Origin of the sequence: Micromonospora tulbaghiae (genome assembly GCF_900091605.1) — a bacterium.
GTDB classification, from domain to species: domain Bacteria; phylum Actinomycetota; class Actinomycetes; order Mycobacteriales; family Micromonosporaceae; genus Micromonospora; species Micromonospora tulbaghiae.
In genome coordinates this window covers 262,698-288,083 of the sequence record NZ_FMCQ01000004.1, presented here as the reverse complement: position 1 = coordinate 288,083, position 25,386 = coordinate 262,698, and the positions used below count along the sequence as shown (strand labels likewise).

General features: G+C 75.4%; 20 protein-coding genes and 2 pseudogenes. 12 read left to right on the top strand and 10 right to left on the bottom strand.

The window, feature by feature from the left end; translation table 11 throughout:
• Positions 1 to 33: 33 nt before the first annotated feature.
• The 4 genes from GA0070562_RS14045 (at position 34) to GA0070562_RS14030 (ending at position 4,884) form a co-directional block, all read left to right on the top strand.
• On the top strand, positions 34 to 1,668 hold the full coding sequence (locus GA0070562_RS14045; protein WP_091420894.1) for a glycosyl hydrolase family 18 protein: 1,635 nt from the start codon (positions 34 to 36) through the stop codon (positions 1,666 to 1,668).
• Between the two features lie 173 nt (positions 1,669 to 1,841).
• The gene (locus GA0070562_RS14040; protein ID WP_091420891.1) at positions 1,842 to 2,372 is read left to right on the top strand and encodes a hypothetical protein; all 531 of its coding nucleotides are present in this window, start codon (positions 1,842 to 1,844) and stop codon (positions 2,370 to 2,372) included.
• 57 nt (positions 2,373 to 2,429) lie between these two features.
• The gene (locus GA0070562_RS14035; protein WP_091420887.1) at positions 2,430 to 3,836 is read left to right on the top strand and encodes a class II 3-deoxy-7-phosphoheptulonate synthase; all 1,407 of its coding nucleotides are present in this window, start codon (positions 2,430 to 2,432) and stop codon (positions 3,834 to 3,836) included.
• 28 nt (positions 3,837 to 3,864) lie between these two features.
• A complete protein-coding gene (locus GA0070562_RS14030) occupies positions 3,865 to 4,884 on the top strand; it encodes a threonine aldolase family protein (RefSeq protein WP_091421975.1) in 1,020 nt (339 codons plus the stop codon).
• A 130-nt stretch (positions 4,885 to 5,014) separates the two neighbouring features.
• On the opposite strand, the gene GA0070562_RS14025 is transcribed toward GA0070562_RS14030, so the two are convergent.
• Together GA0070562_RS14025 and GA0070562_RS14020 are read right to left on the bottom strand one after the other, a co-directional pair.
• Positions 5,015 to 5,884, bottom strand: a complete 870-nt coding sequence (locus GA0070562_RS14025; RefSeq protein WP_175438753.1) for a deoxyribonuclease IV — start codon at positions 5,882 to 5,884, stop codon at positions 5,015 to 5,017.
• Complete coding sequence (locus GA0070562_RS14020; RefSeq protein WP_091420884.1) at positions 5,881 to 7,863, bottom strand: Stk1 family PASTA domain-containing Ser/Thr kinase; 1,983 nt, start codon at positions 7,861 to 7,863, stop codon at positions 5,881 to 5,883. The genes GA0070562_RS14025 and GA0070562_RS14020 overlap by 4 nt, the downstream gene beginning before the upstream one ends.
• A gap of 142 nt (positions 7,864 to 8,005) precedes the next feature.
• On the opposite strand from GA0070562_RS14020, the gene GA0070562_RS14015 reads away from it, so the two are divergent.
• The gene (locus tag GA0070562_RS14015; protein WP_091420880.1) at positions 8,006 to 8,386 is read left to right on the top strand and encodes an Rv2175c family DNA-binding protein; all 381 of its coding nucleotides are present in this window, start codon (positions 8,006 to 8,008) and stop codon (positions 8,384 to 8,386) included.
• Between the two features lie 115 nt (positions 8,387 to 8,501).
• Here GA0070562_RS14015 and GA0070562_RS14010 read toward each other — a convergent pair whose 3' ends face one another.
• Together GA0070562_RS14010 and GA0070562_RS14005 are read right to left on the bottom strand one after the other, a co-directional pair.
• Positions 8,502 to 9,584, bottom strand: coding sequence for a polyprenyl synthetase family protein (locus GA0070562_RS14010; RefSeq protein ID WP_091420878.1), 1,083 nt, complete (start codon positions 9,582 to 9,584; stop codon positions 8,502 to 8,504).
• Between the two features lie 63 nt (positions 9,585 to 9,647).
• On the bottom strand, positions 9,648 to 11,102 hold the full coding sequence (locus GA0070562_RS14005) for a helix-turn-helix domain-containing protein (RefSeq protein WP_091420875.1): 1,455 nt from the start codon (positions 11,100 to 11,102) through the stop codon (positions 9,648 to 9,650).
• Between the two features lie 227 nt (positions 11,103 to 11,329).
• Between GA0070562_RS14005 and metF the strand changes: the two genes are divergently transcribed.
• Positions 11,330 to 12,247, top strand: coding sequence for a methylenetetrahydrofolate reductase [NAD(P)H] (gene metF / locus GA0070562_RS14000; RefSeq protein WP_091420872.1), 918 nt, complete (start codon positions 11,330 to 11,332; stop codon positions 12,245 to 12,247).
• 44 nt (positions 12,248 to 12,291) lie between these two features.
• Positions 12,292 to 12,981 carry a CDP-alcohol phosphatidyltransferase family protein gene (locus GA0070562_RS13995; protein ID WP_013287633.1) on the top strand — a complete coding sequence of 230 codons (690 nt, stop codon included), beginning with the start codon at positions 12,292 to 12,294 and terminating at the stop codon, positions 12,979 to 12,981.
• Positions 12,982 to 13,021: 40 nt separating this feature from the next.
• Here the strand turns inward: GA0070562_RS13995 and GA0070562_RS13990 are convergent, their stop codons facing one another.
• The 6 genes from GA0070562_RS13990 to GA0070562_RS13965 are packed head-to-tail and all read right to left on the bottom strand — an operon-like array spanning position 13,022 to position 18,216.
• Positions 13,022 to 14,509 (bottom strand): phytoene desaturase family protein, encoded by a 1,488-nt coding sequence (locus tag GA0070562_RS13990; protein ID WP_091420868.1) that lies wholly within the window; start codon positions 14,507 to 14,509, stop codon positions 13,022 to 13,024.
• Between the two features lie 12 nt (positions 14,510 to 14,521).
• Positions 14,522 to 15,649, bottom strand: a complete 1,128-nt coding sequence (locus tag GA0070562_RS13985) for a glycosyltransferase family 2 protein (RefSeq protein WP_091421967.1) — start codon at positions 15,647 to 15,649, stop codon at positions 14,522 to 14,524.
• The gene (locus tag GA0070562_RS13980; RefSeq protein ID WP_091420863.1) at positions 15,646 to 16,452 is read right to left on the bottom strand and encodes a carotenoid biosynthesis protein; all 807 of its coding nucleotides are present in this window, start codon (positions 16,450 to 16,452) and stop codon (positions 15,646 to 15,648) included. The genes GA0070562_RS13985 and GA0070562_RS13980 overlap by 4 nt, the downstream gene beginning before the upstream one ends.
• Entirely contained in the window at positions 16,449 to 17,003 is a 555-nt protein-coding gene (locus GA0070562_RS13975) for a GNAT family N-acetyltransferase (RefSeq protein WP_091420859.1), read from the bottom strand. The genes GA0070562_RS13980 and GA0070562_RS13975 overlap by 4 nt, the downstream gene beginning before the upstream one ends.
• A complete protein-coding gene (locus GA0070562_RS13970; protein WP_091420856.1) occupies positions 17,000 to 17,731 on the bottom strand; it encodes a monooxygenase in 732 nt (243 codons plus the stop codon). Before GA0070562_RS13970 ends, GA0070562_RS13975 begins: the two co-directional genes overlap by 4 nt.
• Positions 17,728 to 18,216, bottom strand: a complete 489-nt coding sequence (locus GA0070562_RS13965; protein ID WP_091420853.1) for a YbaK/EbsC family protein — start codon at positions 18,214 to 18,216, stop codon at positions 17,728 to 17,730. The genes GA0070562_RS13970 and GA0070562_RS13965 overlap by 4 nt, the downstream gene beginning before the upstream one ends.
• Before the next feature lie 545 nt (positions 18,217 to 18,761).
• On the opposite strand from GA0070562_RS13965, the gene GA0070562_RS13960 reads away from it, so the two are divergent.
• The 5 genes and pseudogenes from GA0070562_RS13960 (at position 18,762) to GA0070562_RS13945 (ending at position 25,341) form a co-directional block, all read left to right on the top strand.
• Positions 18,762 to 19,265 (top strand): SAV_6107 family HEPN domain-containing protein, encoded by a 504-nt coding sequence (locus GA0070562_RS13960; protein WP_091420851.1) that lies wholly within the window; start codon positions 18,762 to 18,764, stop codon positions 19,263 to 19,265.
• 140 nt (positions 19,266 to 19,405) lie between these two features.
• A complete protein-coding gene (locus GA0070562_RS13955) occupies positions 19,406 to 20,167 on the top strand; it encodes a hypothetical protein (RefSeq protein WP_091420848.1) in 762 nt (253 codons plus the stop codon).
• Positions 20,164 to 21,432 (top strand): annotated as a pseudogene (locus GA0070562_RS13950) (DNA polymerase Y family protein); the annotation flags it as partial. The gene GA0070562_RS13955 and the pseudogene GA0070562_RS13950, both read left to right, overlap by 4 nt.
• A 129-nt stretch (positions 21,433 to 21,561) precedes the next feature.
• A pseudogene (locus tag GA0070562_RS31025) lies at positions 21,562 to 21,891 on the top strand (DNA polymerase Y family protein); the annotation flags it as partial.
• Positions 21,892 to 21,975: 84 nt separating this feature from the next.
• On the top strand, positions 21,976 to 25,341 hold the full coding sequence (locus tag GA0070562_RS13945) for an error-prone DNA polymerase (protein WP_091420842.1): 3,366 nt from the start codon (positions 21,976 to 21,978) through the stop codon (positions 25,339 to 25,341).
• The last annotated feature ends 45 nt before the right edge of the window (positions 25,342 to 25,386 follow it).

Sequence of the window (25,386 nt, the reverse complement as noted above, 5' to 3'; positions counted from 1 at the left end):
TGGAAAGTTTCCTAACTATTGGAGGGACGCCGTATGAAGAGATCGCTCCGCCGGGCCCTGTGGGCCACCGGCGCCGTGGTCGCGCTCGCGGTCGCCGCGGTGCCCATGACCACCGCGTCGGCCGCCGGCAGCGTCACCGCCACGTTCGCCAAGGTGCAGGACTGGGGGACCGGCCACGAGGGGCGGGTGACCGTCACCAACGGCACCAGCTCCACAATCAACGGCTGGCGCATCGAGTTCACGCTGCCCTCCGGCACCTCGATCAGCAGCTCCTGGGACGCCGACATCACCCGCAGCGGTGACCGCTACGTGGCGGTCAACAAGAGCTGGGCATCGACGCTCGCCCCCGGTGCCAGCTTCAGCTGGGGCTACAACGGCACCGGCGCGTACAAGGCGCCGGTGAGCTGCACGATCAACGGCGGCTCCTGCACCGGCGGCGGCACGCCGACGACCACCGCGCCCACCACGGCGCCGCCCACCACCGCGCCGCCCACCACCGCGCCGCCGACGACCGCCCCGCCGACCACCCAGCCGCCCACCACGCCGCCGCCCGGTGGCAAGAAGATCGTCGGCTACTTCGCCGAGTGGGGCGTCTACGCCCGCAACTACCACGTCAAGAACATCCACACCAGCGGCTCGGCCGCGAAGCTGACCCACATCCTGTACGCCTTCGGCAACACCACCGGCGGCCGGTGCAGCATCGGGGACAGCTACGCCGACTACGAGAAGGCGTACACCGCGGCGGACAGCGTCGACGGCGTCGCCGACACCTGGGACCAGCCGCTGCGCGGCAGCTTCAACCAGCTGCGCAAGCTGAAGAAGATGTACCCGAACCTGAAGGTGCTCTGGTCCTTCGGCGGCTGGACCTGGTCCGGCGGCTTCACCCAGGCCGCGCAGAACCCGGCCGCGTTCGCCGACTCCTGCTACTCCCTGGTCAAGGACCCGCGCTGGGCGGACGTCTTCGACGGCATCGACGTCGACTGGGAGTACCCGAACGCCTGCGGCCTCCAGTGCGACACCAGCGGCCCGAACGCGTTCAAGAACGTGGTCTCGGCGCTGCGGAGCAAGTTCGGCTCCAGCTTCCTGGTCACCGCGGCGATCACCGCCGACGGCAGCAACGGCGGCAAGATCGACGCCACCGACTACGCCGGCGCCGCGAACAACCTCAACTGGCTGATGCCGATGACGTACGACTACTTCGGCGCCTTCAACGCCCAGGGGCCGACCGCGCCGCACTCGCCGCTCTACTCCTACGCGGGCATCCCGCAGCAGGGCTTCTGGTCGGACGCGGCGATCCAGAAGCTGAAGTCCAAGGGCGTACCGTCCAGCAAGCTGCTGCTCGGCGTCGGGTTCTACGGACGCGGCTGGACCGGCGTGACCCAGGCCGCACCCGGCGGCAGCGCCACCGGCGCGGCCCCCGGCACCTACGAGGCCGGCATCGAGGACTACAAGGTGCTCAAGAACAGCTGCCCGGCCACCGGCACCGTCGCCGGCACCGCGTACGCCAAGTGCGGCAGCAACTGGTGGAGCTACGACACCCCGTCGACCATCGGCGGGAAGATGAGCTACGCCAACAGCCAGGGCCTCGGTGGCGCGTTCTTCTGGGAGCTCTCCGGTGACACCAGCAACGGTGAGCTGATCGGCGCCATCAAGGGCGGTCTCGGCTGAGCCGAGGGCCGACGCACCACCCACCCGGCGGGGAGGGGCCGTACCGGCCCCTCCCCGCCCGCGTGCCGTCCTGGCCGAGTGCGCCGATCCGGGTCAGGATGGGGAGTCACCCGGCCGCTCGGGCCGGATGTGGCACACTCGCCGCTCGACGAGTCCACGCGACGGGAGGACAGATGGGTCGCAGCCACCGGGACCGGTTCGCCGGGCTCGCCCTCCTCGCGCTCCTGCCGGCGGCTCTGGCCGCCTGCGGCTCGGGCGGCCAGGGCGGCGACACCCCGCCCAGCGGGAAGGCGCCGGCCGAGGAGGCGGCGGCCAAGAGCCGGGAACGCGTGCAGGCGTACCTGGACGCGCTGACCGCCCGCGACGCCGCCGCCGGCCGCAGCCAGCTCTGCGCGCCCATGCACGCCGCCTTCGACTCCGCCGCCACCGGCCCGAACGGCGACTTCGCCGACCACTTCACGGTGCCCGAGGCGACGATCACCGAGGTCCGCTCCGGCCCGAACGGCCAGGAGGTCAGCGCCTCGATCACGGTTGCCGCCGGCTCGCGCAAGGCCGCCCGGTCGCTGCTGTTCACCGTCACCCGCAACGGCGCGGACTGGTGCATCTCCGGCGAGGCGCCCGGCGAGCGCGCGGTCGAGCCGACCGCCGACCCGGCGGAGCCGGCGCCGCCGGCGATGGCGCCCTCGCCGGTGTCCTCCCAGTGACCGGAACCATCCCCCTCGGCGGCGAGTGATCGCGACGGTCGCCGTACGCTTTCCTTCATGCGCCATGAGTGGCATCAGCTGAGTCATCCCGCCGTGGGTAGCCCAGGTCTGCAGACCAGCCGCCCGACCGCCGACTCCGCCGAGGACGCGGCCCTCGGCCTCGACCGCTGGCGGGAGCTGCCGCGCGCGCAGACCCCGCCCTGGGACGACCCGGCCCAGGTCGCCGAGGTCTGCCGGGTGCTGGACACGGTGCCCTCCGTGGTCGCGCCCTACGAGGTCGACCAGTTGCGGCAGCGGCTCGCGCTGGTCTGCGAGGGCAAGGCGTTCCTCCTCCAGGGCGGTGACTGCGCGGAGACCTTCGCCGACAACACCGAGAGCCACCTGCTCGCCAACGCCCGCACGCTGCTCCAGATGGCCATCGTGCTCACCTACGGCGCGTCGCTGCCGGTGGTCAAGGTCGCCCGGGTCGCCGGCCAGTACACCAAGCCCCGGTCCCTGCCGACCGACGCCCGCGGCCTGCCCGCCTACCGCGGTGACATGATCAATGCCCTGGAGGCCACGCCGGAGGCGCGGGTCGCCGACCCGCAGCGCATGATCCGGGCGTACGCCAACTCGGCCGCCGCGATGAACATGCTCCGCGCGTACCTGGCCGGCGGGCTGGCCGACCTGCACGCCGTGCACGACTGGAACAAGGACTTCGTCCGGCGGTCCCCGGCCGGTGAGCGCTACGACGCGATCGCCCGCGAGATCGACCGGGCGCTGGCCTTCATCCGGGCCTGCGGGATGACCGACGACGAGGCGCTGCGCACCGTCACGCTGCACTGCTCGCACGAGGCGCTGGCGCTGGAGTACGACCGGGCGCTGACCCGGATCTCCAACGGCAAGGCGTACGGCCTGTCCGGGCACTTCCTCTGGATCGGTGAGCGGACCCGGCAGATCGACGGCGCGCACATCGACTTCATCTCCCGCATCGCCAACCCGATCGGCGTCAAGCTCGGCCCGACGACCACCCCGGACGAGGCGATCGAGCTCTGCGAGAAGCTCAACCCGGACAACATCCCCGGCCGGCTCACGCTGATCAGCCGGATGGGCAACCACCGGGTCCGGGACGCGCTGCCGCCGATCGTCGCCAAGGTCACCGCCGCCGGCGCGAAGGTCGTCTGGCAGTGCGACCCGATGCACGGCAACACGCACGAGTCCTCCAACGGCTACAAGACCCGGCACTTCGACCGCATCGTCGACGAGGTGCTCGGCTACTTCGAGGTGCACCGCGGCCTGGACACCCACCCGGGCGGCCTGCACGTCGAGCTGACCGGCGAGGACGTCACCGAGTGCCTCGGCGGCGCCCAGGGCATCGAGGACCTCGACCTGCCCGACCGGTACGAGACGGCCTGCGACCCCCGGCTGAACACCCAGCAGTCGCTGGAGTTGGCGTTCCTGGTGGCGGAGATGCTCCGTGGCTGACGCGAGGAGTGAGCTTGCGAGCCCCGAGCTGATCGATCTGCGGACGGACACCGTGACCCGGCCGACGCCGGGGATGCGGGAGGCGATGGCCGCAGCCGAGGTGGGCGACGACGTCTACGGCGAGGACCCCACGGTCACCGCGCTGGAGGCGGAGGTCGCCGCGCTGTTCGGGCACGAGGCGGCGCTGTTCGCCCCGAGCGGCTCGATGGCCAACCAGATCGCGCTCCAGTTGCACGTGCCGCCCGGCGACGAGCTGCTCTGCGACGCCGACGCGCACGTGGTCACGTACGAGGTCGGCGCCGCCGCCGCGTACGGCGGGATCTCCTCGCGGACCTGGCCGGCGGTGGGCGCGGAGCTGGACCCCGACGTGGTCGCCGGGATGATCCGGCCGGACGGCTACTTCGCGGTGCCCACGCGGGCGATCGCCGTGGAGCAGACCCACAACCGGGGCGGCGGCGGGGTGATCCCGCTGCCGACGCTGCGCCGGATGCGGGAGGTCGCCGACGAGCACGGGGTGGCCCTGCACTGCGACGGCGCGCGGATCTGGCACGCGCACGTCGCCGACGGGGTGCCGCTGGCCGGGTACGGCGTGCTGTTCGACACGCTCTCGGTCTGCCTCTCCAAGGGCCTCGGCGCGCCGGTCGGCTCGCTGATCGTGGGCAGCGCGGAGAAGATCGCCCGGGCGCGGTTCCTGCGCAAGCGGATGGGCGGCGGCATGCGGCAGGTCGGCATTCTCGCCGCCGCGGGCCGGTACGCGCTGGCGCACCACGTCGCGCGGCTGGCCGACGACCACGTCAAGGCGGCCCGGCTGGCCGAGGCGGTCGCCCCGCACGGGGTGCTCGCGTCGGTGGTGCGGACCAACATCGTGCCGCTGGACCTGACCAAGCACCCGCTGGACGCGCACGCGCTGGCGGCGGCCGCGCGGGCGGAGGGGCTGCTGATCTCGGTGCTCGGCCCGCGTACCGCCCGGCTGGTCACCCACCTGGACGTCACCGACGCGCAGATCGACCGCGCCGCCACCATCCTGAACACCGCCCTGCGCGCCTGACCCACCCCGCCCGCACCCCGCCCGAGTCGACGGTGATCAAGGAGTTCGTGTCCGAATCCGCGCCGGAGCGGGACACGAACTCCTTGATCACCGGAGTGACGCGGGGGAGGGACAGGGCGGGAGCGGACCCTCAGGGGTGGAGGCGCTTCAGGGTGGCTATGTCGGCGGCGTGGCCGATGTGCTTCTCCGTGGGGGTCTCCACCAGCACGGGCACCCCAGCGGTCGCCGGGTGGCGCATCAGCTCGGCGAACGCGGGCTCGCCGATGCTGCCCTTGCCGATGTTCTCGTGCCGGTCCCGCGTGGAGCCGCACAGGTCCTTCGAGTCGTTCGCGTGCACCAGCCGAAGCCGGTCCGCACCCACGGTGGCGACCAGCGTGTCGAGCGTGGCGGTCATGCCGCCCTCGGCGGCCAGGTCGTGACCGGCCGCCCAGGCGTGACAGGTGTCGAAGCAGACCCCGAGCATCGGGTGCCGGTCGACGGCGTCCAGGTAGGGGCCGAGGTGCTCGACCCGGGACGCCAGTGACCGGCCGCCTCCGGCGCTCGGTTCCACCAGCAGCATCGGCCCGCCGGTGGCCGCGATCTCGTCGAGCAGCGGCAGCAGCGCCTCCCGGACCTGCCGCAGGGCCGCCTCGTCGTGGCCGGCGTCGACCGAGCTGCCGGCGTGGAACACCACGCCCTCTGCGCCGATCGCCCGGCCCCGCCGCAGCGCGTGGGCCAGCGTCTCCGCCGACCGGGTCACCGTCGCCGGCGTGGGGGAGCCGAGGTTGACCAGCAGCGACGCGTGGATGAACACGGGCAGCCCGCGCTCGCCGCACCCGTCGCGGAACAACGCGTCCTGCGCCGGGTCACCGGCCGGCAGCGCCCAGCCACGCGAGTTCGAGACGTAGACCTGCATCACCTCGGACTCGGCCGCGTCCGCGTACGGCAGGGCCGCCCGGGCCAGGCCGCCGGAGGTGGGGGTGTGCGACCCCACCCGCCGGCGCCCGTCACACGCGTTCACAGGCACGTCACCGTGACCGTCGTACCCGGCGGCACAGGCGTGTTCTCGGCCGGGTTCTGCAGCCGGGCGATGCCGTTCGGGTTGAGCTGGATGTTGACCGGGAAGCCCTGGCTCTCCAGCGTCTGCTTGGCCTGCTGGCAGGGCATGTCGATCACCCGGGGGACGGCCACCTGCGGCGGGCCCTTGCTGATCTCCAGCTTGACCTGGGCGCCCTTCTCCACGCCGGTGCCGTCGGCCGGGCTCTGGCCGAGGATCTCGTCCTTCGGCTTGTCGGAGTCCTTGACGTTCTCCACCGGCTTCAGCCCGAGCTGCGCGAGGATGGTGCGCGCCTCGGTGAGGCTCTTGCCGACCAGGTTGGGCACCGTCACCGGGGCGCGGCCCTTGCTGAGGATCACCGTCACCTTCGCCCCGGGCTTGACCACTGTGCCCACCTTCGGGTCGGTGGCCAGCACCACACCCGCGGGCAGCGTGTCGTCGTACCGGGAGGAGCCCTTGGCCACGACCAGGTTGGCGCCCTCCAGCTCGGCCTGGGCCAGCGCGTAGTCCTGGCCCACCACGTCCGGCACCGGCAGCCGCTCCGGACCGAGCGACAGGGTCAGCGTGATCGTGCCGCCCTTGACGATCCGTGCGGCCGAGCCGGGAGACTGCCCGAGCACCGTGTCCTTGGGGACCTGCTCGTCGTGGCGCGGGGTGGCGTACTTCAGCGTGAAGCCGCCGCGCTGGGCCCGCGCCTCCGCGTCGGCCTTGGTCAGGCTCACCATCTGCGGCGCGACCGTGTAGCGGCCCACGCCGAACCACCAGCCACCCACCGCGGCGACCAGGCCGAGCACCACGACCGCCGCGGCGACGGCAAGCCGTCCGCGCGGCGAGCCCATGATCCGCGTACGCAGGGCGGCGAACCCGGTACCCGGGTCGTCCTCGACGGCGCGGCGCCGGTGCGGGCGCGGCGCGGCGCCGCTCTCGGGCAGCCGGGCCCACGACGGGCGCTCGACCGGCTGGAGCGCGGCCACCATCTGGGTCGGCTGGCTCAGGACCGCGGTGTCGTCGCTGAGCTGCGGCAGCACGGTGGTGTGCGCGTGCGGGTTGCCCAGTTCCTCGCGGGCCGCCTGCACCTCGCCCAGCATTGCCGCGGCGTCGGCCGGGCGGCCGGCCGGATCGCGCCGGGTGGCCCGCGCGACGAGCGCGTCGAGAGCCGGCGGTAGCGTCGGCACCAGCGTCGACGGCGCCGGTACGTCCCGGTCGACGTGCTGCCACGCGACCTCCACCGGACGGTCGCCGTCGTAGGGCACCCGGCCGGTGAGCATCTCGAACAGCACGATGCCGGCCGAGTAGACGTCGGTGCGCGGATCGGCGTGGCCCTGGGTGACCAGCTCCGGCGCCACGTACGCCACCGTCGCCATGAGCTGGTTGCCGTTCTCGTCCTCGGCGCTGGCCTCGACGGCCCGGGCCAGCCCGAAGTCGGCCACCTTGACCACGCTGTCGACCAGGTTGCGGCTGCCGCCGGTGGGCACCTCGGCGACCAGCACGTTCTCCGGCTTGACGTCGCGGTGCACCAGGCCGGCCCGGTGCGCGGCGGCGAGCGCGGCGAGCACCTGCTCGGTGATCGCGAGCGCCTCGTCCGGGTTCAGCCGGCGGCGCTCGGCGAGCACGTCGCGCAGCGTGCGGCCGCGGACGTACTCCATCACCAGGTACGGCAGGCCGGCGTGGATGCCCTGGTCGTAGACCGCCACCACGTTCGGGTGGGTGAGCCGGGCGATCGTCTTGGCCTCGTCGGTGAAGCGTTCGACGAAGCCGGCCATCCGGGCCTTGGCCTGCGGCGCCTGGGTCGGGTGAATGATCTTGACCGCCACGGTGCGCTCCAGGCGCTCGTCGGTGGCGGTGTACACGGTCGCCATGCCGCCTCGGGCGACGCGCCCGCGAATGCGGTAGCGCCCCTCGATCAGCGAGCCCAGCAACGTGTCGGCGACCTGTGTGTCCATCGGCAGGCAGTCTATGTGTCGGAAGGATGAAGGTAGAACAGGATGCTACCGCCGGGTTGCGACACGGGGGGACCGCCGCGCTCCGGGCGGCGGTACGGGGTGCCGTGCACCGGCTCCGGCGGGCACGTGGCAGGGTGGTCGGGTGACCGATTCCGTACCCGCCGAGACCGGCCCCGACCTGGCCGGACCGGCCGACCCGGCCGGCTGGCTGACGCTGCCCGACGTGGCCGAGCACCTGGACCTGTCGATCAGCAAGGTGCACCAGATGATCCGTGACCGTGAGCTGATCGCGGTGCGCCGCGACGGCGTCCGCCGGATCCCGGCCGACCTGGTGGCCAACCACACCGTGCTCAAGCACCTGCCCGGCGTGCTAAACCTGCTCGCCGACGCCGGGTACGACGACGAGGAGGCGCTGCGCTGGCTCTACCGGGAGGACCCCAGTCTTCCCGGTACCCCCGCCGTGGCCCTCGGCGGCGACCTGGCCCGAGAGGTCAAACGCCGAGCCCAGGCCGTCGCCTTCTAGCGCCCTAACCCCGCCCACCCCATCCCTGAGCCCGCTGATCATGAAGTTGGCGGCACGATCGGAGATCGACTACGCCGCCAACTTCATGATCGACGCCCCCAAGGGTGACGGGCGGTCAGGCGGGGCGGCGAGTGGCGGCTATGGCCAGGTCGACCAGGGCCTGGCGGGCCTCGGTGTCCAGGTCGACAGCGGTGAGCGCGGCCAGGGCGCTCTCGGTGAGCGCGGCGATGTGCCGCTCGGCCCGATCCAGGGCGCCGCTGGTGGTGATCAGATCGCGCAGCCGGTCCACGCCGGCCGCGTCCAGGTCCGGTACGCCGAGCCCGGCCAGCAGCGCCTCCCGGCCGGCCGGGTCGAGCGTCTCCAGCGCCGCCGCCACCAGGTACGTCCGCTTGCCCTCGCGCAGGTCGTCGCCGGCCGGCTTGCCGGTGCGCTCCGGGTCGCCGAACACCCCCAGCACGTCGTCGCGGAGCTGGAACGCCTCACCCAGCGGCAGCCCGTAGGCCGAGTACGCGGCGTGCACCTCGGGCGGCGCGCCGGCCAGCGCTGCGCCGAGCAGCAGTGGGCGCTCGACCGTGTACTTCGCCGACTTGTACCGGGCCACCTTCGCGGCCCGGTCCAGGGAGGTGTCCCCGGTGGCCTGGGTCAGCACGTCCAGGTACTGCCCGACGGTCACCTCGGTGCGCATCTCGTCGAAGACCGGCCGGGCCCGGGCCACGGTGGCCGGCGGCAGGCCGGAGGAGTGCAGCAGCTCGTCCGACCAGACCAGGCACAGGTCGCCCAGCAGGATCGCCGCGGCGTCGCCGAAGGAGCCCGCGTCGCCGCCCCAGCCGGCCGCGCGGTGCCGGGCGGCGAACCGCCTGTGCATCGCCGGCTCGCCGCGCCGGGTGTCCGACCGGTCCATCAGGTCGTCGTGGATCAGCGCGCTGGCCTGCACGAACTCCAGCGCCGCCAGGGTGGCGACGACCTGGTCGGAGTCGACCCCGCCGGCGCCCCGGTAACCCCAGTAGCCGAACGCCGGGCGCAGCCGCTTGCCGCCGCCCAGCACGAACGCCTCGATCGCCTCGGCGACGGGCAGCAGGCCGTCGTCGACGGCGGTCAGCCAGCCGCGCTGGCCGGCGAGGAACTCGGTGAGCGCCTTGTCGATCCGCTGGCGCAGGCCGGCGCGGTCGACGGGGGAAACGGGAGCAGCGTGGGTCACGCCACGACGCTAGCGGTTCGCGCCCGGTCTCGTCGTGCCCGGCGTCCCGGCGTGCCTTGTGGCTCACCGGGACGGACGGTCGCGCAGGTGGCGCGGCACACCGGACGGCAGGTACGGGCGGGCCGCGGTGAGCGCTCGCGCGTACCCGCGGGTGGCCGGACCGGGCGGAGCGTAGGCCAGGCCGCGGCGGAACGCGGTGAGCTGGCCGACAGCCCGGGGCGAACCGGACCGGACCGCGTCGAGCAGCGCCTCGCCGGCCACCGCGCACGCCTCGGGCACCGCGCCGAGGCCCAGGTGCCCGCGGGCCAGCCAGCCGCCGTACACGGCCGACCGGCGCGGGCGGCCCCGCGCGCCGGCCACAGGTGTCAGCAGCGGCACGGCGGCGGCCGGGCGGCCCAGCGCAACGAGCGTGCGCCCGGTCATCGCCGCCAGTTCGTCCGCGTCGAGCCAGTAGAGCCAGGGCGGCTCCCGGCCGGGCTCCGGCGTGCCGGCCCGGTCCGCCCCGGCCAGCGCCTGCCCGGCGGCGCGGGGACGCCCGGCGAGCGCGGCTGCGAGCGCCACCCGGTGCAGCAGCAGCGCCCGCAGGCCGGGCGAAGAGCCGGCGCGGCCGGCCGCGTACCCGATCCGGGCCAGGACCAGCGCGCCGGCCGGGTCGCCGGCGTCGGCCAGCAGGTGACTGGCCGACGCGAGCACGTGCCCGGCCAGCGGCGGCTGCCCGGCGGCCACCGCCGCCCGCAGGGCCAGCCGGTACGCGACCAGGCCTCCGCCGAGGTCGCCCGCGTCGGCGGCCAGCCAGCCGGCGAGCTGCGCCGACTCGGCGAGCGTGGGCAGCATCGCGCGCCGGCCGGTGGGCCCGGCGCGCCGGTAGCCGCGGACGACCCGCCGCAGCCGGCGGGCGCCGTGCCCGGCGAGGTCGCCGCCGCCGAGCAGGTCGTCCCAGCGCCGCAGCGTGTCGAGCGCCACCCCGTCCGCCGGGTGACCACGACCGGTCCCGCCGCCGGCGGGATCGTCGTCCGGACCGCGCGGGACGTGGACGCCGAGCGACCAGGGCTCGTCCGCGGCGGGCCGGCGCGGGTCGTGGCGGCCGGGCCGGTGCTCGTCGTCCCGTCCGCCACGGCCGGGCAGCGGCGGCGGTGCGGCGGCGAACGGACCGGCCAGCGTGCGGCGGCCCGGGTCGGCGGCCCAGCGGTACGCGAGCGTGAGCAGGGCCAGCCGGGCGCGGGATCCGGCCGGGCCGACCGTCGCGGGCGCCACGCCCAGCCGGCGGCTGCGGGCGGCGGCTTCGGCGAGCAGCCGGCCCGGCACCCCCAGGACCGTTGCCAGCCAGGCCGCCCAGAAGTCGCCGGGAAGCCGCAGCTGGCGTTCCCAGCGGGACACCTCGTTCCGCGTCAGCGTGGGCACGCCGGAGGCGGCGCAGAGCTCGGCGGCCATCCGCTGCTGGCTCCAGCCACGGGCGGCCCGCAACTCGGCCAGCAGCGGCCCGAGCAGGCGCGGGCCCGGTGGCGGGGACGGGATCATCGGAACCTCCGGGGCGACGGCGCGGATGGCGACGCGGACGCCCGGCCAGGTGGTGGCGCCGGCGCGTCGCCGTCGTGGCGACCCCCGCGCGGGCCCCCGGGACGGCCGTCGGCCGCCCCACCGCGCTGCCGTCTTTCTACCCCCGGGGTACGACGTCGCGCCCGGGCAGGTGTTCGCGGGCTGGGAAGATTCCCGGTGCGGCGTGCCGTCCCGGTTACAGTCGGTCCGTGGCGCTCGGTCTTCCCTCGGTCCTTCCCAATCCCCAGCCGGCCATCGGGGAGCTGATCCGTGACGGCCGTCCCACGTTCTCCTTCGAGTTCTTCCCGCCGAAGACCCAGGCCGGGGAGAAGCTGCTCTGGCAGGCCATCCGCGAGCTGGAGTCGCTGCGTCCCTCGTTCGTGTCGATCACCTACGGCGCGGGCGGCTCGACGCGCGACACCACGGTGGCGGTGACCGAGCGGATCGCCACCGAGACGACGCTGCTGCCGATGGCGCACCTGACCGCGGTGAACCACTCGGTGGCCGAGCTGCGGCACGTGATCGGCCGGCTGGCCTCGGTCGGGGTGCGCAACGTGCTGGCCGTGCGGGGTGACCCGCCGGGCGACCCGGGCGGCGAGTGGATCGCCCATCCCGAGGGCGTCCGGTACGCCGAGGACCTGGTCCGGCTGGTCCGCGACAGCGGCGACTTCAGCGTCGGCGTGGCCGCGTTCCCGTACAAGCACCCGCGCTCGCCGGACGTGGACAGCGACACCGCGCACTTCGTCCGCAAGTGCCGGGCCGGCGCCGAGTTCGCGATCACCCAGATGTTCTTCGACGCCGACGAGTACCTGCGCCTGCGCGACCGGGTGGCCGCGGCCGGCTGCGACACCCCGATCCTGGCCGGGGTGATGCCGGTGACCCAGATCGGCACGATCGAACGGTCGGTGCAGCTGTCCGGCGCGCCGTTCCCGCCGGCGCTGGCGCAGCGGTTCGAGCGGGTGGCCGACGACCCGGAGGCGGTCCGCCGCCTCGGCGTCGAGCAGGCGAGCGAGATGTGCGAGAAGCTGCTCGACGAGGGCGTGCCGGGGATCCACTTCATCACGCTCAACCGCTCCACGGCGACCCGGGAGGTGTGGCAGCGGCTGCGCGCCGCCGCACGGGTGTGACCACCCGCCACACGACACCAGCGCCGTGCTTCTACGGTTGATCCGTGGTGGGCACACAGCTGAACTGGGACCAGTACGCTACCGCGTGGGCGCGGCTGCACGGCGGCTTCGATCCGCGTACCGCCGCGCCGGTGGTGCGCGCCTGGCTGCGCTTCGCCTACCACGTGGGCTATGTGCTGGGCCGGCTGCGCGTCGGCCCGACCCCGGTGACCGTGTTCGGGGTGCTGCTCTGCTTCTGCGTACCCCTGTTCGTGGAGCGGCCCGGCAACGGGCCGTTCCTGGGCGCGTTGTTCGTGCTGCTGGCGGCCGTGGCCGACAGTGTCGACGGCGCGGTGGCGGTGGCGACCGGGCGCACCACCCGCCTGGGCTACGTGTACGACTCGGTGGCCGACCGGCTCGGCGAGGTGGCCTGGCTGGTCGCGTTCTGGCTGCTCGGCGCGCCGGGCGCGCTCGTCGCGGCGGCCGGTGGCCTGTCCTGGCTGCACGAGTACGTGCGGGCGCGCGCGGTGTCGGCCGGGATGCGGGAGATCGGCGCGGTGACGGTGGGGGAGCGGCCGACCCGGGTCTGCGTGGCCCTGGTCGGGCTGCTGGTCGCCGGGCTCACCGGGCTGATCGACGCCGACCTGACCGCCGGCACCATCACCATGGCCACCACGGTCTGGGTGCTGCTCGCCGGGTTCGGCCTCGGCCAGCTGCTCTCCGCCGTCCGCCGCGCCCTGGTCGACGCCGGCTGACGACGCCACGCGTGCCGGGCGGGGGTCCCCGCCCGGCACCTCACCAGGCCGGGCCGACCGCCTCGGCGACGATCTCCGCGGACAGCGTCACCATGGGCAGGCCGCCGCCCGGGTGGCTGGAGCCGCCGACGAGCCAGAGCCCGGCGACCGGCCCCCGGTTGGCCGGGCGCAGCAGCCCGCCCGCCGTGCCGTAGATCGCCCCGCCCGGCGCGCCGGTGGCCGCGTCCAGGTCGGCCGGTGTACGGATCTCCCGGAACACCAGCCGGTCCCGCACGTCGGCCCCGCGTTCGGCCAGCACGTCGAGGATCCGGTCCGCGTACGCCTCGGCCAGGCCGGGCCGCCGCCAGTTCACGGCGCTCGCGGCGGTGCCGTGGCGAGGCGCGTTGACCAGCACGAACCACGCCTCGTGGCCGTCCGGCCGGACCGCCGGGTCGTCGGCGGCGGTGACGAACACCGTCGGGTCGGGCGCCGGGCGGGCCCGCACCCCGCGACCCGGGTCACCGAACACGGCGTCGAACTCGGCGTCGTAGTCGCGGGGGAAGAAGACGTTGTGGTGGGCCAGCCCGGAGTCGCCGCGTACGCCCAGCAGCAGCACGAACCCGGCCAGGCTGCGGTCGGCGAGCGCGGCCAGCCGGCGCGGATCGGGCAGCAGGTCCCGGTAGACGGTGAGCGCGTCCACGTTCGCCACCACCACGTCGGCGGGGATCGGCGCGGCGCCCCCGGCCACGCGTACCCCGTGCACCCGCCCGCCCGCGGCGTCGATCCGGGTGACGGTGGCGTCGGTGCGCACCACCACGCCCAGGTCCAGGCAGCGCGACAGCAGCGCGTCGGCGAGCGTGCCCAGCCCACCGCGCAGGTACCAGCCGCCGTACGCCAGCTCGGCGTAGGGGACGGCGACGAGCGCGGCCGGGGCGCGGCGCGGGTCCGCGCCGGTGTACGTGGCGTACCGGTCGAGCAGCATCCGCAGCCGCGGGTCGGACAGGTGGCGGCGGCCCAGCCCGCGCAGACTGCGGCCGGGGCCGATGGCGGCCAGGTCGCCCAGCCGCCAGGCCAGCGCCGCCAGGTCACGGGGCGAGTCGACGGTACGGCGAAGGATGTCCCGGTGCGAGGCCGCCCACACCCGGTCGGCACGGCGCCACAGCCCCCGCCAGTCGGCGGCGGACCGGTCGCCGAACGCGGCGCCGATCCGGGCGGCGAACTCGTCCGGGTCGGCGCAGGAGTCGAGCGTGGGACCGCCGCCGGGGAAGACGTGCCGCACGATCGGGTCCAGCGGGACCAGGTCCAGGTACTCGTCGAGCTTCGCCCCGGTCGCCTCGAACAGGTCGTGGAAGACCTGCGGCAGCGTGAGCAGGCTCGGCCCGGTGTCGAAGTGCCACACCCCCTCGGGGGTGTGATGGGCGTACCGGCCGAGCTTGCCCCCGACCGTGCCGGCCCGTTCGAGGACGGTGACCTCGTGCCCGGTGACCGCGAGCCGGGCGGCGGCGGCGAGCCCGCCCACCCCGGCGCCGATGACCACGATGCGCGCCATGGCGTGCCCCTCCTACGTGACCGGGCGACCCCGCCAGGTGAGCCGGCGTCGCTTCCGCAGATGGTACGACCGGACGGTCAGCCAACCGAGGACCACGACCGACACGGGGTGGCCCAGCGCGTCGGGCCACGCCCGCCCGCCGGTGGCGCGGGCGCTGACCACCCGTCCGGCGACGCCGGCCAGGTAGGCCAGGAACGCCACAGCGGCCACCGCCGGCGCGCCCGCGAGCAGCGCCCCGGCGGCCAGCAGCGGCGGCGCGACGTAGAGCGCGAACAGCAGCGCCAGCACGGCCGCCGCGGCGGTGGGGTGCCCGAACGTCGCCCACAGCGACTTGGTGTAGCCGTCGCGCAGCTGCGGCCAGGTGTCGTACATCCGGCAGGACGCCAGCCGGGATCCGTCGGCCAGCGCGATCCGCCCGCCGGCCCGCTTCACCGCCCGGGCCAGCTCGATGTCCTCCAGCACCTTGTCGGCCACCGCCGCGTGCCCACCGGCCCGCAGGTAGCCGGCCCGGTCCACGACCAGGAACTGCCCGCCCGCCGCGGCAAGCGACGGCCGCCGCGAGCGTTCCATCGCGCGCAGCGGCAGGAACGTCAGCCACAACCACTGCAACAGCGGCTGCACCAGCCGGTCGGCCGCCGTCCGCACCACGATCCGGGGGTACGGCGACAGCAGCGCCGCGTCCGCCGCGCGCAACTCGGTCACGGCCGCCGCCACCGCGTACGGGGTGAGCACCACGTCGGCGTCGACGAAGGCCAGCACGGCCGGTTCCGGGCCGGTACGGGTGGCGAGCTGCCAGCAGGCGTGCGGCTTGCCCAGCCAGCCGGGCGGCGGGGCGACGCCGGTGAGCAGCGTGACCCGTGGATCGTCACCGCACACCGCGCGGACCACGTCGGCGGTGCCGTCGGTCGAGCCGTCGTCGAGCACCACGATCCGCAGGTCCGGCACGCCGCACTGGGCCAGCAGCGCGCGCAGGCAGGGGGTGACCCGCTCGGCCTCGTCGCGCAACGGCAGCAGCACCGCCACCGGCTCGGTCACCTCGGCCGGGCCGTCAGTGGGGCGGCGCAGCCAGGTGTACGCGTTGACGAGCGTGTGCCCGGTGAGCGCGGCGACCGCCACGGCCGCCGCGAGGGCGGCGATCATGCCGGGGCGTCGACGCGCGGCGCCGGCTCCGGCGTGCCGGCCCGGTCCTGGCGGGCCCGCCACAGCGTCACCGCCAGCGGCACCGCCGCCACCGCCATCCCGGCCGCGCCCCACAGCGCCGACGCGGGCAGCCGCAGGAACACCGCGTGCGCCAGCACGCTGGAGGCGTACGTCCAGAGGTAGAGCGCGAACATCGGGGCGTCCCGGCCGTCGACCCGGTCCACCGACGGCCCGGCGAGCGGGCGCAGCGCGACGGCGAGCAGCACCGCGAAGCCCAGCCAGCCCAGGTAGTTGCTGACCGGGATGCCGGGTAGCCCGGGCAGCGCCGGGGTGGCGTCGAGCCAGGTCCAGTAGCCCTCGGCCACCATCTGCGGGTCGAGGAACAGGTCCCAGGTGGCCAGCCCGACCGCGGAGAGCGCGATCCGCGCGAGGCGGGAGCGGACCAGCCGGATCGCGGTGAGCCATGCCGGCCAGGCCATCCAGGTCCAGGCGAGCGGAATGATCAGTGGCACCCCGGCCAGCTTCGGGCCCAGTTCGCCGGAGTAGTCGTAGGTGCCGAACGGGAACCCGGTGGCCACGCCGATCGCCTCCACCGCGAACCCGCCGCCGGTGACGACCGCGACCAGCGCGACGGCGGTACGGGCGCCCCGGGTGAGCAGCGCGTGGCCGACCGAGAGCAGCCAGCCGAGCACCACAGTGGCCACCGTCAGGCCGGCCCGGGTCGCGCCGCCGGTGAGCGGGTAGCAGATCTGGGCGAGCACCAGCACGGCCAGCAGCGCCCAGGGCAGCCGTGCGGCTCTCATGACGCGTCCGGCGGGGGCAGCGGCAGGTCCCGGCCGAGCACGCCGAACGGCCGTTCGTCGCCGGGGAAGTGGAAGTGGCGCAGGACGTCGACGAAGCCGAACCGGCGGTACAGCCGCCAGGCCCGGGACTTCTCCTCGTCGGCCTCCGGGGTGGACAGCAGCGTGGTGTCGCCCTCGGCGACGGCGAGCAGCGCACGCAACTGGCGTGCGCCCAGGCCGTGCCCCTGCGCGGGCGGGCGGACGTGCAGCTCGACCACCTCGAACGGGTGGGTCAGCCAGCGCTGCCGGTCCTGCGCGTTCAGCGCCCGGTGCACCTGGTCGTGCCACCACTGCCCGGTGGCGCCCCGGTAGCCGTACCCGAAACCGGCCAGGTGTCCCTCGCTGGTCAGGCTGGCGACGGCGCGGAAGCCGGGCCGGCGGACGTGGGTGGCGATGTAGCCGCGGCGGGCCTCCAGCAGGTCGGGCCGGTAGCCCATCGCCTCGCCGTAGACGGCGACCACGTCGTCCAGCCGCCGGACCAGGTCGTCCGGTGTCCACCGCACCAGCCTCATGCGTACCCTCTCGATGTTTCCGGGTCGCCTTCGGCGGCGGCCCAGCCGAGCACCGTACGGTCGCCGACCACGTCGCCCACCGCGAACCGCGCGAACAGTTCCTCCGCGTACCAGCCCTCGGTGGGGGTACGGGTGATCGCGGCGCGGTGCTCCGGGGAACGGTACGCGAACGCGACCAGGTCCGCCGGGTCGCGCCACACGCTCACCGTGCCCTGCCAGCCCAGCGGCGCCTCACCGACGCCGAAGCGGGCGAGCAGGCCGGGCGCGGTGTGCAGCTCGGCGGCGACCGGCGGGATCGCGCGCCAGAACGTGGCCGCCCGGCGGGCCCGCAGCCGGGCCCGGGTCAGCGCCAGCACCGGCCCGGTGACCCGTCCGCCCGACGGCGCGCCGAACGGCTCCCGGCCGGACCACCGGCCGCGGCTGGTCAGCGGGCGCAGGTCCACCCGTACCGCGGCGTGGGCGATCCGGGCCCAGGAGCGGGCGACCGGGGAGGCGTCGAAGCCGTCCGCGTCGGCGGGGGAGTCCCAGACCACGAGCGCGGCCCACCGGGTCAGGTCGGCGTCGCCGGGGCCGAAGCCGGTGCCGGTCCCGGTGCCGAGCAGCTTGGCGAAGCGCACGCCGGGCAGCCGGCGCAGCCGTGCCGGGTGGGTGGCCATCCGGGCCGGCACACCGGGTACGGCCCGGCGGGGCACACGCCACACGTGCAGCGTGACGAGTCCGGGGTTCACGCCACCTCGGCCGGGGTGCCGGCGGTGATCCGCAGCAGTTCCGCGTACGTGGTGGGGAACACCGCCCGGGGCACGCCGCCGGCCGCCCACACCTCGTCGTACCCGGCCAGTGCGGTGTCGACGACGGTACGCAGCGGCGCGGGGTGGCCGACCGGGGCGACGCCGCCGATCACCTGCCCGGTGTGCCGCTTGACGAACTCCGGGCTGGCCCGGCGCAGGTGGGTCACGCCCAGCGTGGCGGCCAGCCCGGCGGTGTCCACCCGGTGCGCGCCGGAGGTGAGCACCAGCAGCGGCGCGTCGTCCGCGTCGAAGATCAGCGAGTTGGCGATGGCGCCGACGGCGACGCCGAGCGCCTCGGCCGCCGCGGCCGCGGTGTGCACCGCCTCGGGCAGCAGCCGGACGAGGCTGGCCTCGCCCGATCCGCTCCGCGCGCCCGCGTCGTCGAGCGCGCGCTGCACCGCCTGCACGTTCGGGTGTGGCTGCATGCACCCATTCTTCCCCCACCCCGGTACGGCCCCGCCGGGGGCCGTCGCCCTCCCGTGCGTCCCCGGCGCGTCACACGTTGCGTTTTCGTCGGTGGGGAGGTGTACTGTCAGGGTAGTTAGAACGAGTGTTCGATTCCGGCTCGAAGTTCGATCGGCCCGAAGTTCGGCTCAGTCCGAACGGCAGCGGCTCAGCTCCCCGGCTGGCCCGGCCTGATCCGAGCCGGTCGCGCACCCGTCGAACGCTCCGGAAGCGGTGTTTCGCGGCACCGGCTTCCGGGAGGTGCGGCACCGCGGGCCGCACCGGGTCTCGGACAGTCGCGAGTCCGGGCCCGTCAGGCAGGTCGTCGCCCGCCGCCCACGACCCCCGGGCGGCGGGCGACGGACCCGCCGGCACGCCGGCCGGGTGTGGGTGTGGGGAAGCGTCCACATCCGGCCGGCCGCCACCTGAAAGGGTGCGTCTTCCTCCGCACCGACCGCTCCGGGCGACCGGGCGACGCTCCCCGTCGCGCGACCGCCCGCCCCGGCCACACGCGGAGGAGAGACCCATGCCGACCAGTCCGGCCCAGGCGCCCACGGTGCCCGCGCACGTGCTGCCGCACCGCACCCCCGCCCAGTTGCTCGCGGTGGCCCGCGACGGGCTGGCCGAGGCCGCCCGCACCCGTCCCGACGGCCTCCGGTACGCCGCCGCCCACCTCGCGGCGCTGCGCGCCGCCGCCGCCGTGCTCGCCGCCCGGGCCCGTCCCGCACCCACCCGCCGGCACCGGATCACCAGCGTCTGGGTGCTGCTCGCCACCGTCGCCCCCGAGCTGGACGAGTGGGCCGCCTACTTCGCCGCCGGCGCGAGCAAGCGGGCCGCCGCCGAGGCCGGCATCCCCCGCGTGGTCACCGCCCGGGAGGCCGACGACCTGCTGCGCGCCGCTGAGGAGTTCGTGACGGTGGTGGAGACCGCGCTCGGCCTGGCACACCAGCCGGCGCTCGACGGCCTGCCCCGCCCGCTGCGGCTCGGCGCCTCCGATTCCCCGCCCCCGCCGGGAGCAGCCGCCGCCTGATTCGTGGCGCCCGGCCACCACCGGCGGGACCCCGGGTGGCCGGGCGCCGCACCCACGGCACACGCGTGCCGCGCACGACACGATCCACAGCACCATCCACGGGTGAGGCCCGTGGCGAAACACGACGGGGGGTTGGTCCGATGGCGGGCCGCATGGTGGTCGGTTCCGCCGCCCTGGCCGATCTGGTCCGGCCGGCGAGCGCGCCCGACCCGGCCGGCGGCCACCGGGTGCTTCCCGTCCGGGCCGAGCTGACCGGGCTGCTGCCCAACCGCGGCCTGCGGCGCGGCAGCACCGTCGCGGTCGGCGCCGGCCAGCCCCGCCGCAGCGGCGCCACCTCGCTGATCCTCGCGCTGCTCGCCGAGGCGTCCCGGGCCGGCTCGTGGTGCGCCGTGGTCGGCGTACCCACCTTCGGGGCCGGTGCGGCGGCCGAGGCGGGCATCGCCCTGGACCGGCTGGCCCTGGTGCCCGACCCCGGGCCGGAGTGGCCCACAGTGGTCGCCGCGCTCATCGACGGGGTCGACGTGGTGGTCACCGCCGTGCCGGCCACCGTCTCCGCGTCGGTCGCCACCCGGCTGGCCGCCCGCGCCCGGCAGCGCGGAAGCGTGCTCGTCCCGTACGGCAGGTGGGACGGCGCGGACGTCACGCTCCAGGTGGTCCGGGGCGTCTGGCAGGGGCTCGGCCCCGGTCGCGGGCGGCTGCGCCGCCGCGAGGTGACCGTCTCGGCCCGGGGCCGGGGTGCCGCCGCCCGTCCCAAGGAGATCAAGGTGTGGCTGCCCGGCGACGAGCTGACCCGGGTGATCCCCCGCCCGGCCGGGCTCGGCGCCCCGTCCGCCGCGCCGTCGCGCCGGTTGCGTGTGGTCGCCCCTCCCGCCCGTACGCTCGCCGCGGCCGGTCCGGCGTGAGCGGCGTACCGCAGCGGACGCTGCTGCTCTGGTGCCCGGACTGGCCGGTCCTCGCCGCCGAGATCGTCGACGGGGTGCCCGCCACCGACCCGGTCGTGGTGCTGCACGCCAACCGGGTGATCGCCTGCTCCGAGCGGGCCCGCGCCGAGGGGATCCGGCGCGGGCTGCGCCGCCGCGAGGCGCAGGGGCGCTGCCCGCACCTCACGGTGGTCGACCACGACCCCGGCCGGGACGTGCGCGCGTTCGAGCCGGTGGTGGCCGCCGTGGAGGAGGTGGTCGCCGGCGTCGAGGTGATCCGGCCCGGCGCCTGCGCCACGCCGGCCCGGGGGCCGAGCCGCTACCTCGGCGGCGAGGAGGCGGCGGCCGAGCGGATCGTGGAGCACGTCGCGCAGAGCTGCGCGGTGGAGAGCCAGGTCGGCATCGCCGACGGGGTGTTCGCGGCCGGGCTGGCCGCCCGGGAGGGCCGGATCGTGGCCCCCGGCGGCACCCGCGAGTTCCTGGCCGCCCGGCCGGTCGAGGCGCTCGGCCGGCCCGCCCTGGCCGACCTGCTGCGCCGGCTCGGCGTCCGTACCCTCGGCGAGTTCGCGGCGCTGCCGGCCGGGGACGTGCTGGCCCGGTTCGGTTTCGACGGGGCGCTGGCGCACCGGCTCGCCGGCGGCCGGGACGACCGCCCGCTGGCGGTCCGGCAGCCGCCCGCCGACCTCACCGTCACCGCCGACCACGACGAGCCGATCGACCGGGTCGACGCCGCCGCGTTCGCCGCCCGGACGCTCGCCGAGCGGCTGCACGAGCGGCTGGCCGGGTACGGGCTGGCCTGCACCCGCCTCGGCATCGAGGCGGTCACCGCGCACGGCCAGGAGCTGCACCGGGTCTGGCGGCACGACGGCCTGCTCACCGCGGCGGCCATCGCCGACCGGGTTCGCTGGCAGCTCGACGGCTGGCTCTCCGGCAGCAACGGCCGGGGCGGGACGCGTCCGGCCCGGCCCACCGCCGGGATCGTCCGGCTGCGACTGGTGCCCGACGGAGTGCTCGCCCAGGCGGGCCTGCAACCCGGGCTGTGGGGGGAGACCGGCGAGGAGCGGGAGCGGGCACACCGCGCGCTGAGCCGGGTACAGGGCATCCTCGGCCCCGAGGCGGTGGTCACCGCGGTGCTCGGTGGCGGGCGTTCCCCGGCCGACCAGGTGCGCCTGGTGCCGTGGGGCGACGAGCGGGTGCCCGCCCGTCCCGGCCCGCCACCCGCCGTAGCGCCTCCGGTCCCGGCAGGGCCGTCGTCTCCGGCCGTGTCGCTCGTCCCGGTCGTCTGGGCCGCTCCGGGTGCCGCGTCCGCCTCTGTCGTCGTACCGGCTCCGGGTGTGCGTGCCGGGCGGCGGGCCGGCCGGGGCCGGGCGGTGGCCGAGCCGCCGTGGCCGGGGCGGATCCCGCCACCGTCGCCGGCCGTGGTGCTGCCCGCCCCGTTGCCGGCCGACGTGCGTGACGCCGCGGGGGAGCCGGTCGTGGTGAGCGCCCGGCTGGCGGTCAGCGCGGCGCCGGCCCGGCTCACCGTCGGCGACGGCCGCCCGGCCGAGATCACCGGGTGGGCCGGCCCGTGGCCGGTGGACGAGCGGTGGTGGGCGCCGGCCGAGGCGCGCCGCCGGGCCCGGTTCCAGGTGTGCCTGGCCGACGGCGCCGCCCTGCTGCTCGCGGTCGAGGGCGGGCAGTGGCTGGTGGAGGCGATCTATGACTGAACGCCGGGGAAGATCTTGGTACGAAAGCGCTCCTCCAGGGGCCGTCTCGTACCAAGATCTCGGGCTGTCGGGTGGCGGGCGCGGGTGAGCTTCCACAACCCGAAGATGCCGTGGTCCAAGCTGGAGCAGGTGCTCTCCGGGCGGGCCAAGGGTGAGCGGCACCTGCACGTGGTGGAGCCGCACGTGGTCGACCCGCTCGCGGTCGACGCCGACGGCGGCGACTCACCGGCCTGGAGCCGCAAACGCCAGGAGTACCGGCCGCCGGAGCTGGCCCGCCCGGACGGCGTGGTGCCCTACGCGGAGCTGCACGCGCACTCCAACTTCAGCTTCCTCGACGGGGCCAGCCACCCGGAGGAGCTGGCCGAGGAGGCGGCCCGGCTGGGGCTCACCGCGCTCGCCGTCACCGACCACGACGGCTTCTACGGCGTGGTGCGCTTCGCCGAGGCGGCCCGCGCGCTGCGGCTGCCGACGATCTTCGGCGCGGAGCTGTCCCTCGGGCTGCCCGGCCCGCAGAACGGCGAACCCGACCCGCTCGGCCGGCACCTGCTGGTGCTCGCGCACGGCCACGAGGGGTACGCGCGCCTGGCCGCCACCATCTCCCGCGCCCAGCTGCGCGGCGGGGAGAAGGGCCGCCCGGTCTACGGCGAGCTGGAGGAGATCGCCGACGAGCTGCGCGACCATGTTCTGGTGCTCACCGGCTGCCGCAAGGGGCACGTGCCGGCGGCGCTGCTCACCGAGGGCGTCGACGCGGCGGCCCGCGAGCTGGACCGGCTCACCGCGCTGTTCGGCGCGGAGACGGTGGCGGTGGAGCTGACCGACCACGGCCATCCGGTCGACGCCGACCGCAACGACGCGCTCGCCGAGCTGGCCGCCGCGGCCGGGCTGCCCACGGTGGCCAGCAACAACGTGCACTACGCCACCCCGGGCCGGAGGCGGCTGGCCACCACCGTCGCGGCGGTGCGGGCCCGGCGCAGCCTCGACGAGATCGACGGCTGGCTGCCCGCCGCGGCCACCGCCCACCTGCGCAGCGGCGCGGAGATGGCGGCGCGGTTCGCCGCGTACCCGGGCGCGGTGGCGCGGGCCGCGGAGTACGGGGCGGAACTCGCCTTCGACCTTCAGCTCGTGGCGCCGAAGCTGCCGGTGTACCCGGTGCCGCCCGGGCACACCGAGATGAGCTGGCTGCGCCGGCTGACCATGGACGGCGCCCGCGAGCGCTACGGCCCGCCCGAGGCGCACCCGGAGGCGTACGCGCAGCTGGAACACGAGCTGCGGATGATCGAAGACCTCGGTTTCCCCGGCTACTTCCTGGTGGTCTACGACATCGTCGCGTTCTGCCGCGCGCAGGACATCTACTGCCAGGGCCGGGGCTCGGCGGCCAACTCGGCGGTCTGCTACGCGCTGCGCATCACGAACGTGGACGCGGTCCGGCACCGGCTGCTGTTCGAGCGCTTCCTCGCCCCGGAACGCGACGGGCCGCCCGACATCGACGTGGACATCGAGTCCGACCGCCGGGAGGAGGTGATCCAGCACGTCTACGCCCGCTACGGCCGGGAGCACACCGCCCAGGTCGCCAACGTCATCTCGTACCGGCCCCGGTCGGCGGTGCGGGACGTCGCCAAGGCGTTCGGCTTCTCACCCGGCCAGCAGGACGCCTGGAGCAAGCAGATCGACAGGTGGGGTTCGGTCGCCGCGGTCGACGTGGCGGACATCCCGGAGCAGGTGGTCGCGTACGCCAACGAGTTGCAGACGTTCCCCCGGCACCTGGGCATCCACTCCGGCGGCATGGTGATCTGCGACCGGCCGGTGATCGAGGTGTGCCCGGTGGAGTGGGGCCGGATGCCCGGCCGCAGCGTGCTCCAGTGGGACAAGGACGACTGCGCCGCCGTCGGCCTGGTCAAGTTCGACCTGCTCGGCCTCGGCATGCTCTCGGCGCTGCACTACGGCTACGACCTGATCGGCTCCCGCCTCGACCTGGGCGACATGGACCTGGACGACCCCGAGGTCTACGACATGCTCTGCCGGGCCGACTCGGTGGGCGTGTTCCAGGTGGAGAGCCGCGCCCAGATGGCCACGCTGCCCCGGCTCAAGCCGCGGGAGTTCTACGACCTGGTGGTGGAGGTGGCGCTGATCCGGCCCGGCCCGATCCAGGGCGGCTCGGTGCATCCGTACATCCGGCGCAAGAACGGCCAGGAGCCGGTCACGTACGCGCACCCGCTGATGCGCAACGCGCTGGAGAAGACGCTCGGCGTACCGCTGTTCCAGGAGCAGCTCATGCAGCTCGCCATCGACCTGGCCGGGTTCGACGCGGCCGGCGCCGACCAGCTGCGCCGGGCCATGGGGGCGAAACGCTCGGTGGAGCGGATGGCGCAGATCGCCGACCGGCTCTACGCCGGGATGGCCGAGCGGGGCATCACCGGTGAGCTGGCCGACGACGTCTACCGCAAGCTCACCGCGTTCGCCAGCTACGGCTTCCCGGAGAGCCACGCGATGAGCTTCGCCTACCTGGTGTACGCCAGCTCGTGGCTCAAGCGCTACCACCCGGGCCCGTTCCTGGCCGCGCTGCTCAACGCCCAGCCGATGGGCTTCTACTCGCCGCAGACGCTCGCCGACGACGCCCGCCGGCACGGCGTCGAGGTACGCCGGCCGGACATCAACGCCAGCGGCGCCAAGGCGGTGCTGGAGTCCACGCCGCAGACCCGGTGGGGCAGCGTGCCGGGCGAGCCGCCGCACGCCTGGGGGCTGGGCGGCCCGGCGGTACGGCTCGGGCTGGGCAGCGTCCGTACCCTCGGCGAGGACGTGGCCGAGCGGATCGAGGCGGAGCGGACCGCGCACGGGCCGTACCGGGACATGCCGGACCTGGCCCGCCGCGTCGGTCTCACCGCCGCGCAGCTGGAGGCGCTGGCCACCGCGGACGCCTTCGCCTGTTTCGGGCTGACCCGGCGGCAGGCCCTCTGGGCCGCCGGCGCGGCGGCCCAGGACCGGCCCGGCCGGCTGCCCGGCACGGTGACCGGCGCGGACCCGCCCACCCTGCCCGGCATGGCCGCGGTGGACCGCCTGGTCGCCGACGTCTGGGCCACCGGCCTGTCCCCGGAGAGCCACCCGGCCCGGTTCATCCGGGACCGGCTCGACGAACTGGGCGCGGTGCCGATCGCCCGCCTCGGCCAGGTGCCGCCCGGGCAGCGGATCCGGGTCGGCGGGATCGTCACCCACCGGCAGCGCCCGGCGACCGCGGGCGGCGTCACGTTCCTCAACCTGGAGGACGAGACCGGGATGCTCAATGTCACTTGCTCCCCGGGCTTGTGGCAGAGATACCGTCGAATCGCCCGCACCAGCGGAGCACTTGTGGTGCGGGGCCGGCTGCAGCGGCACGAGGGCGTCACGAACCTCACCGCGGACCGGCTGGACGCGATCGAGCCCCCCGTCACACCGGCATCCAGGGATTTCCGTTGATGGAGTGATCCACATTACGGTTTCCGTGAGCCGGAGGCGGGAGAC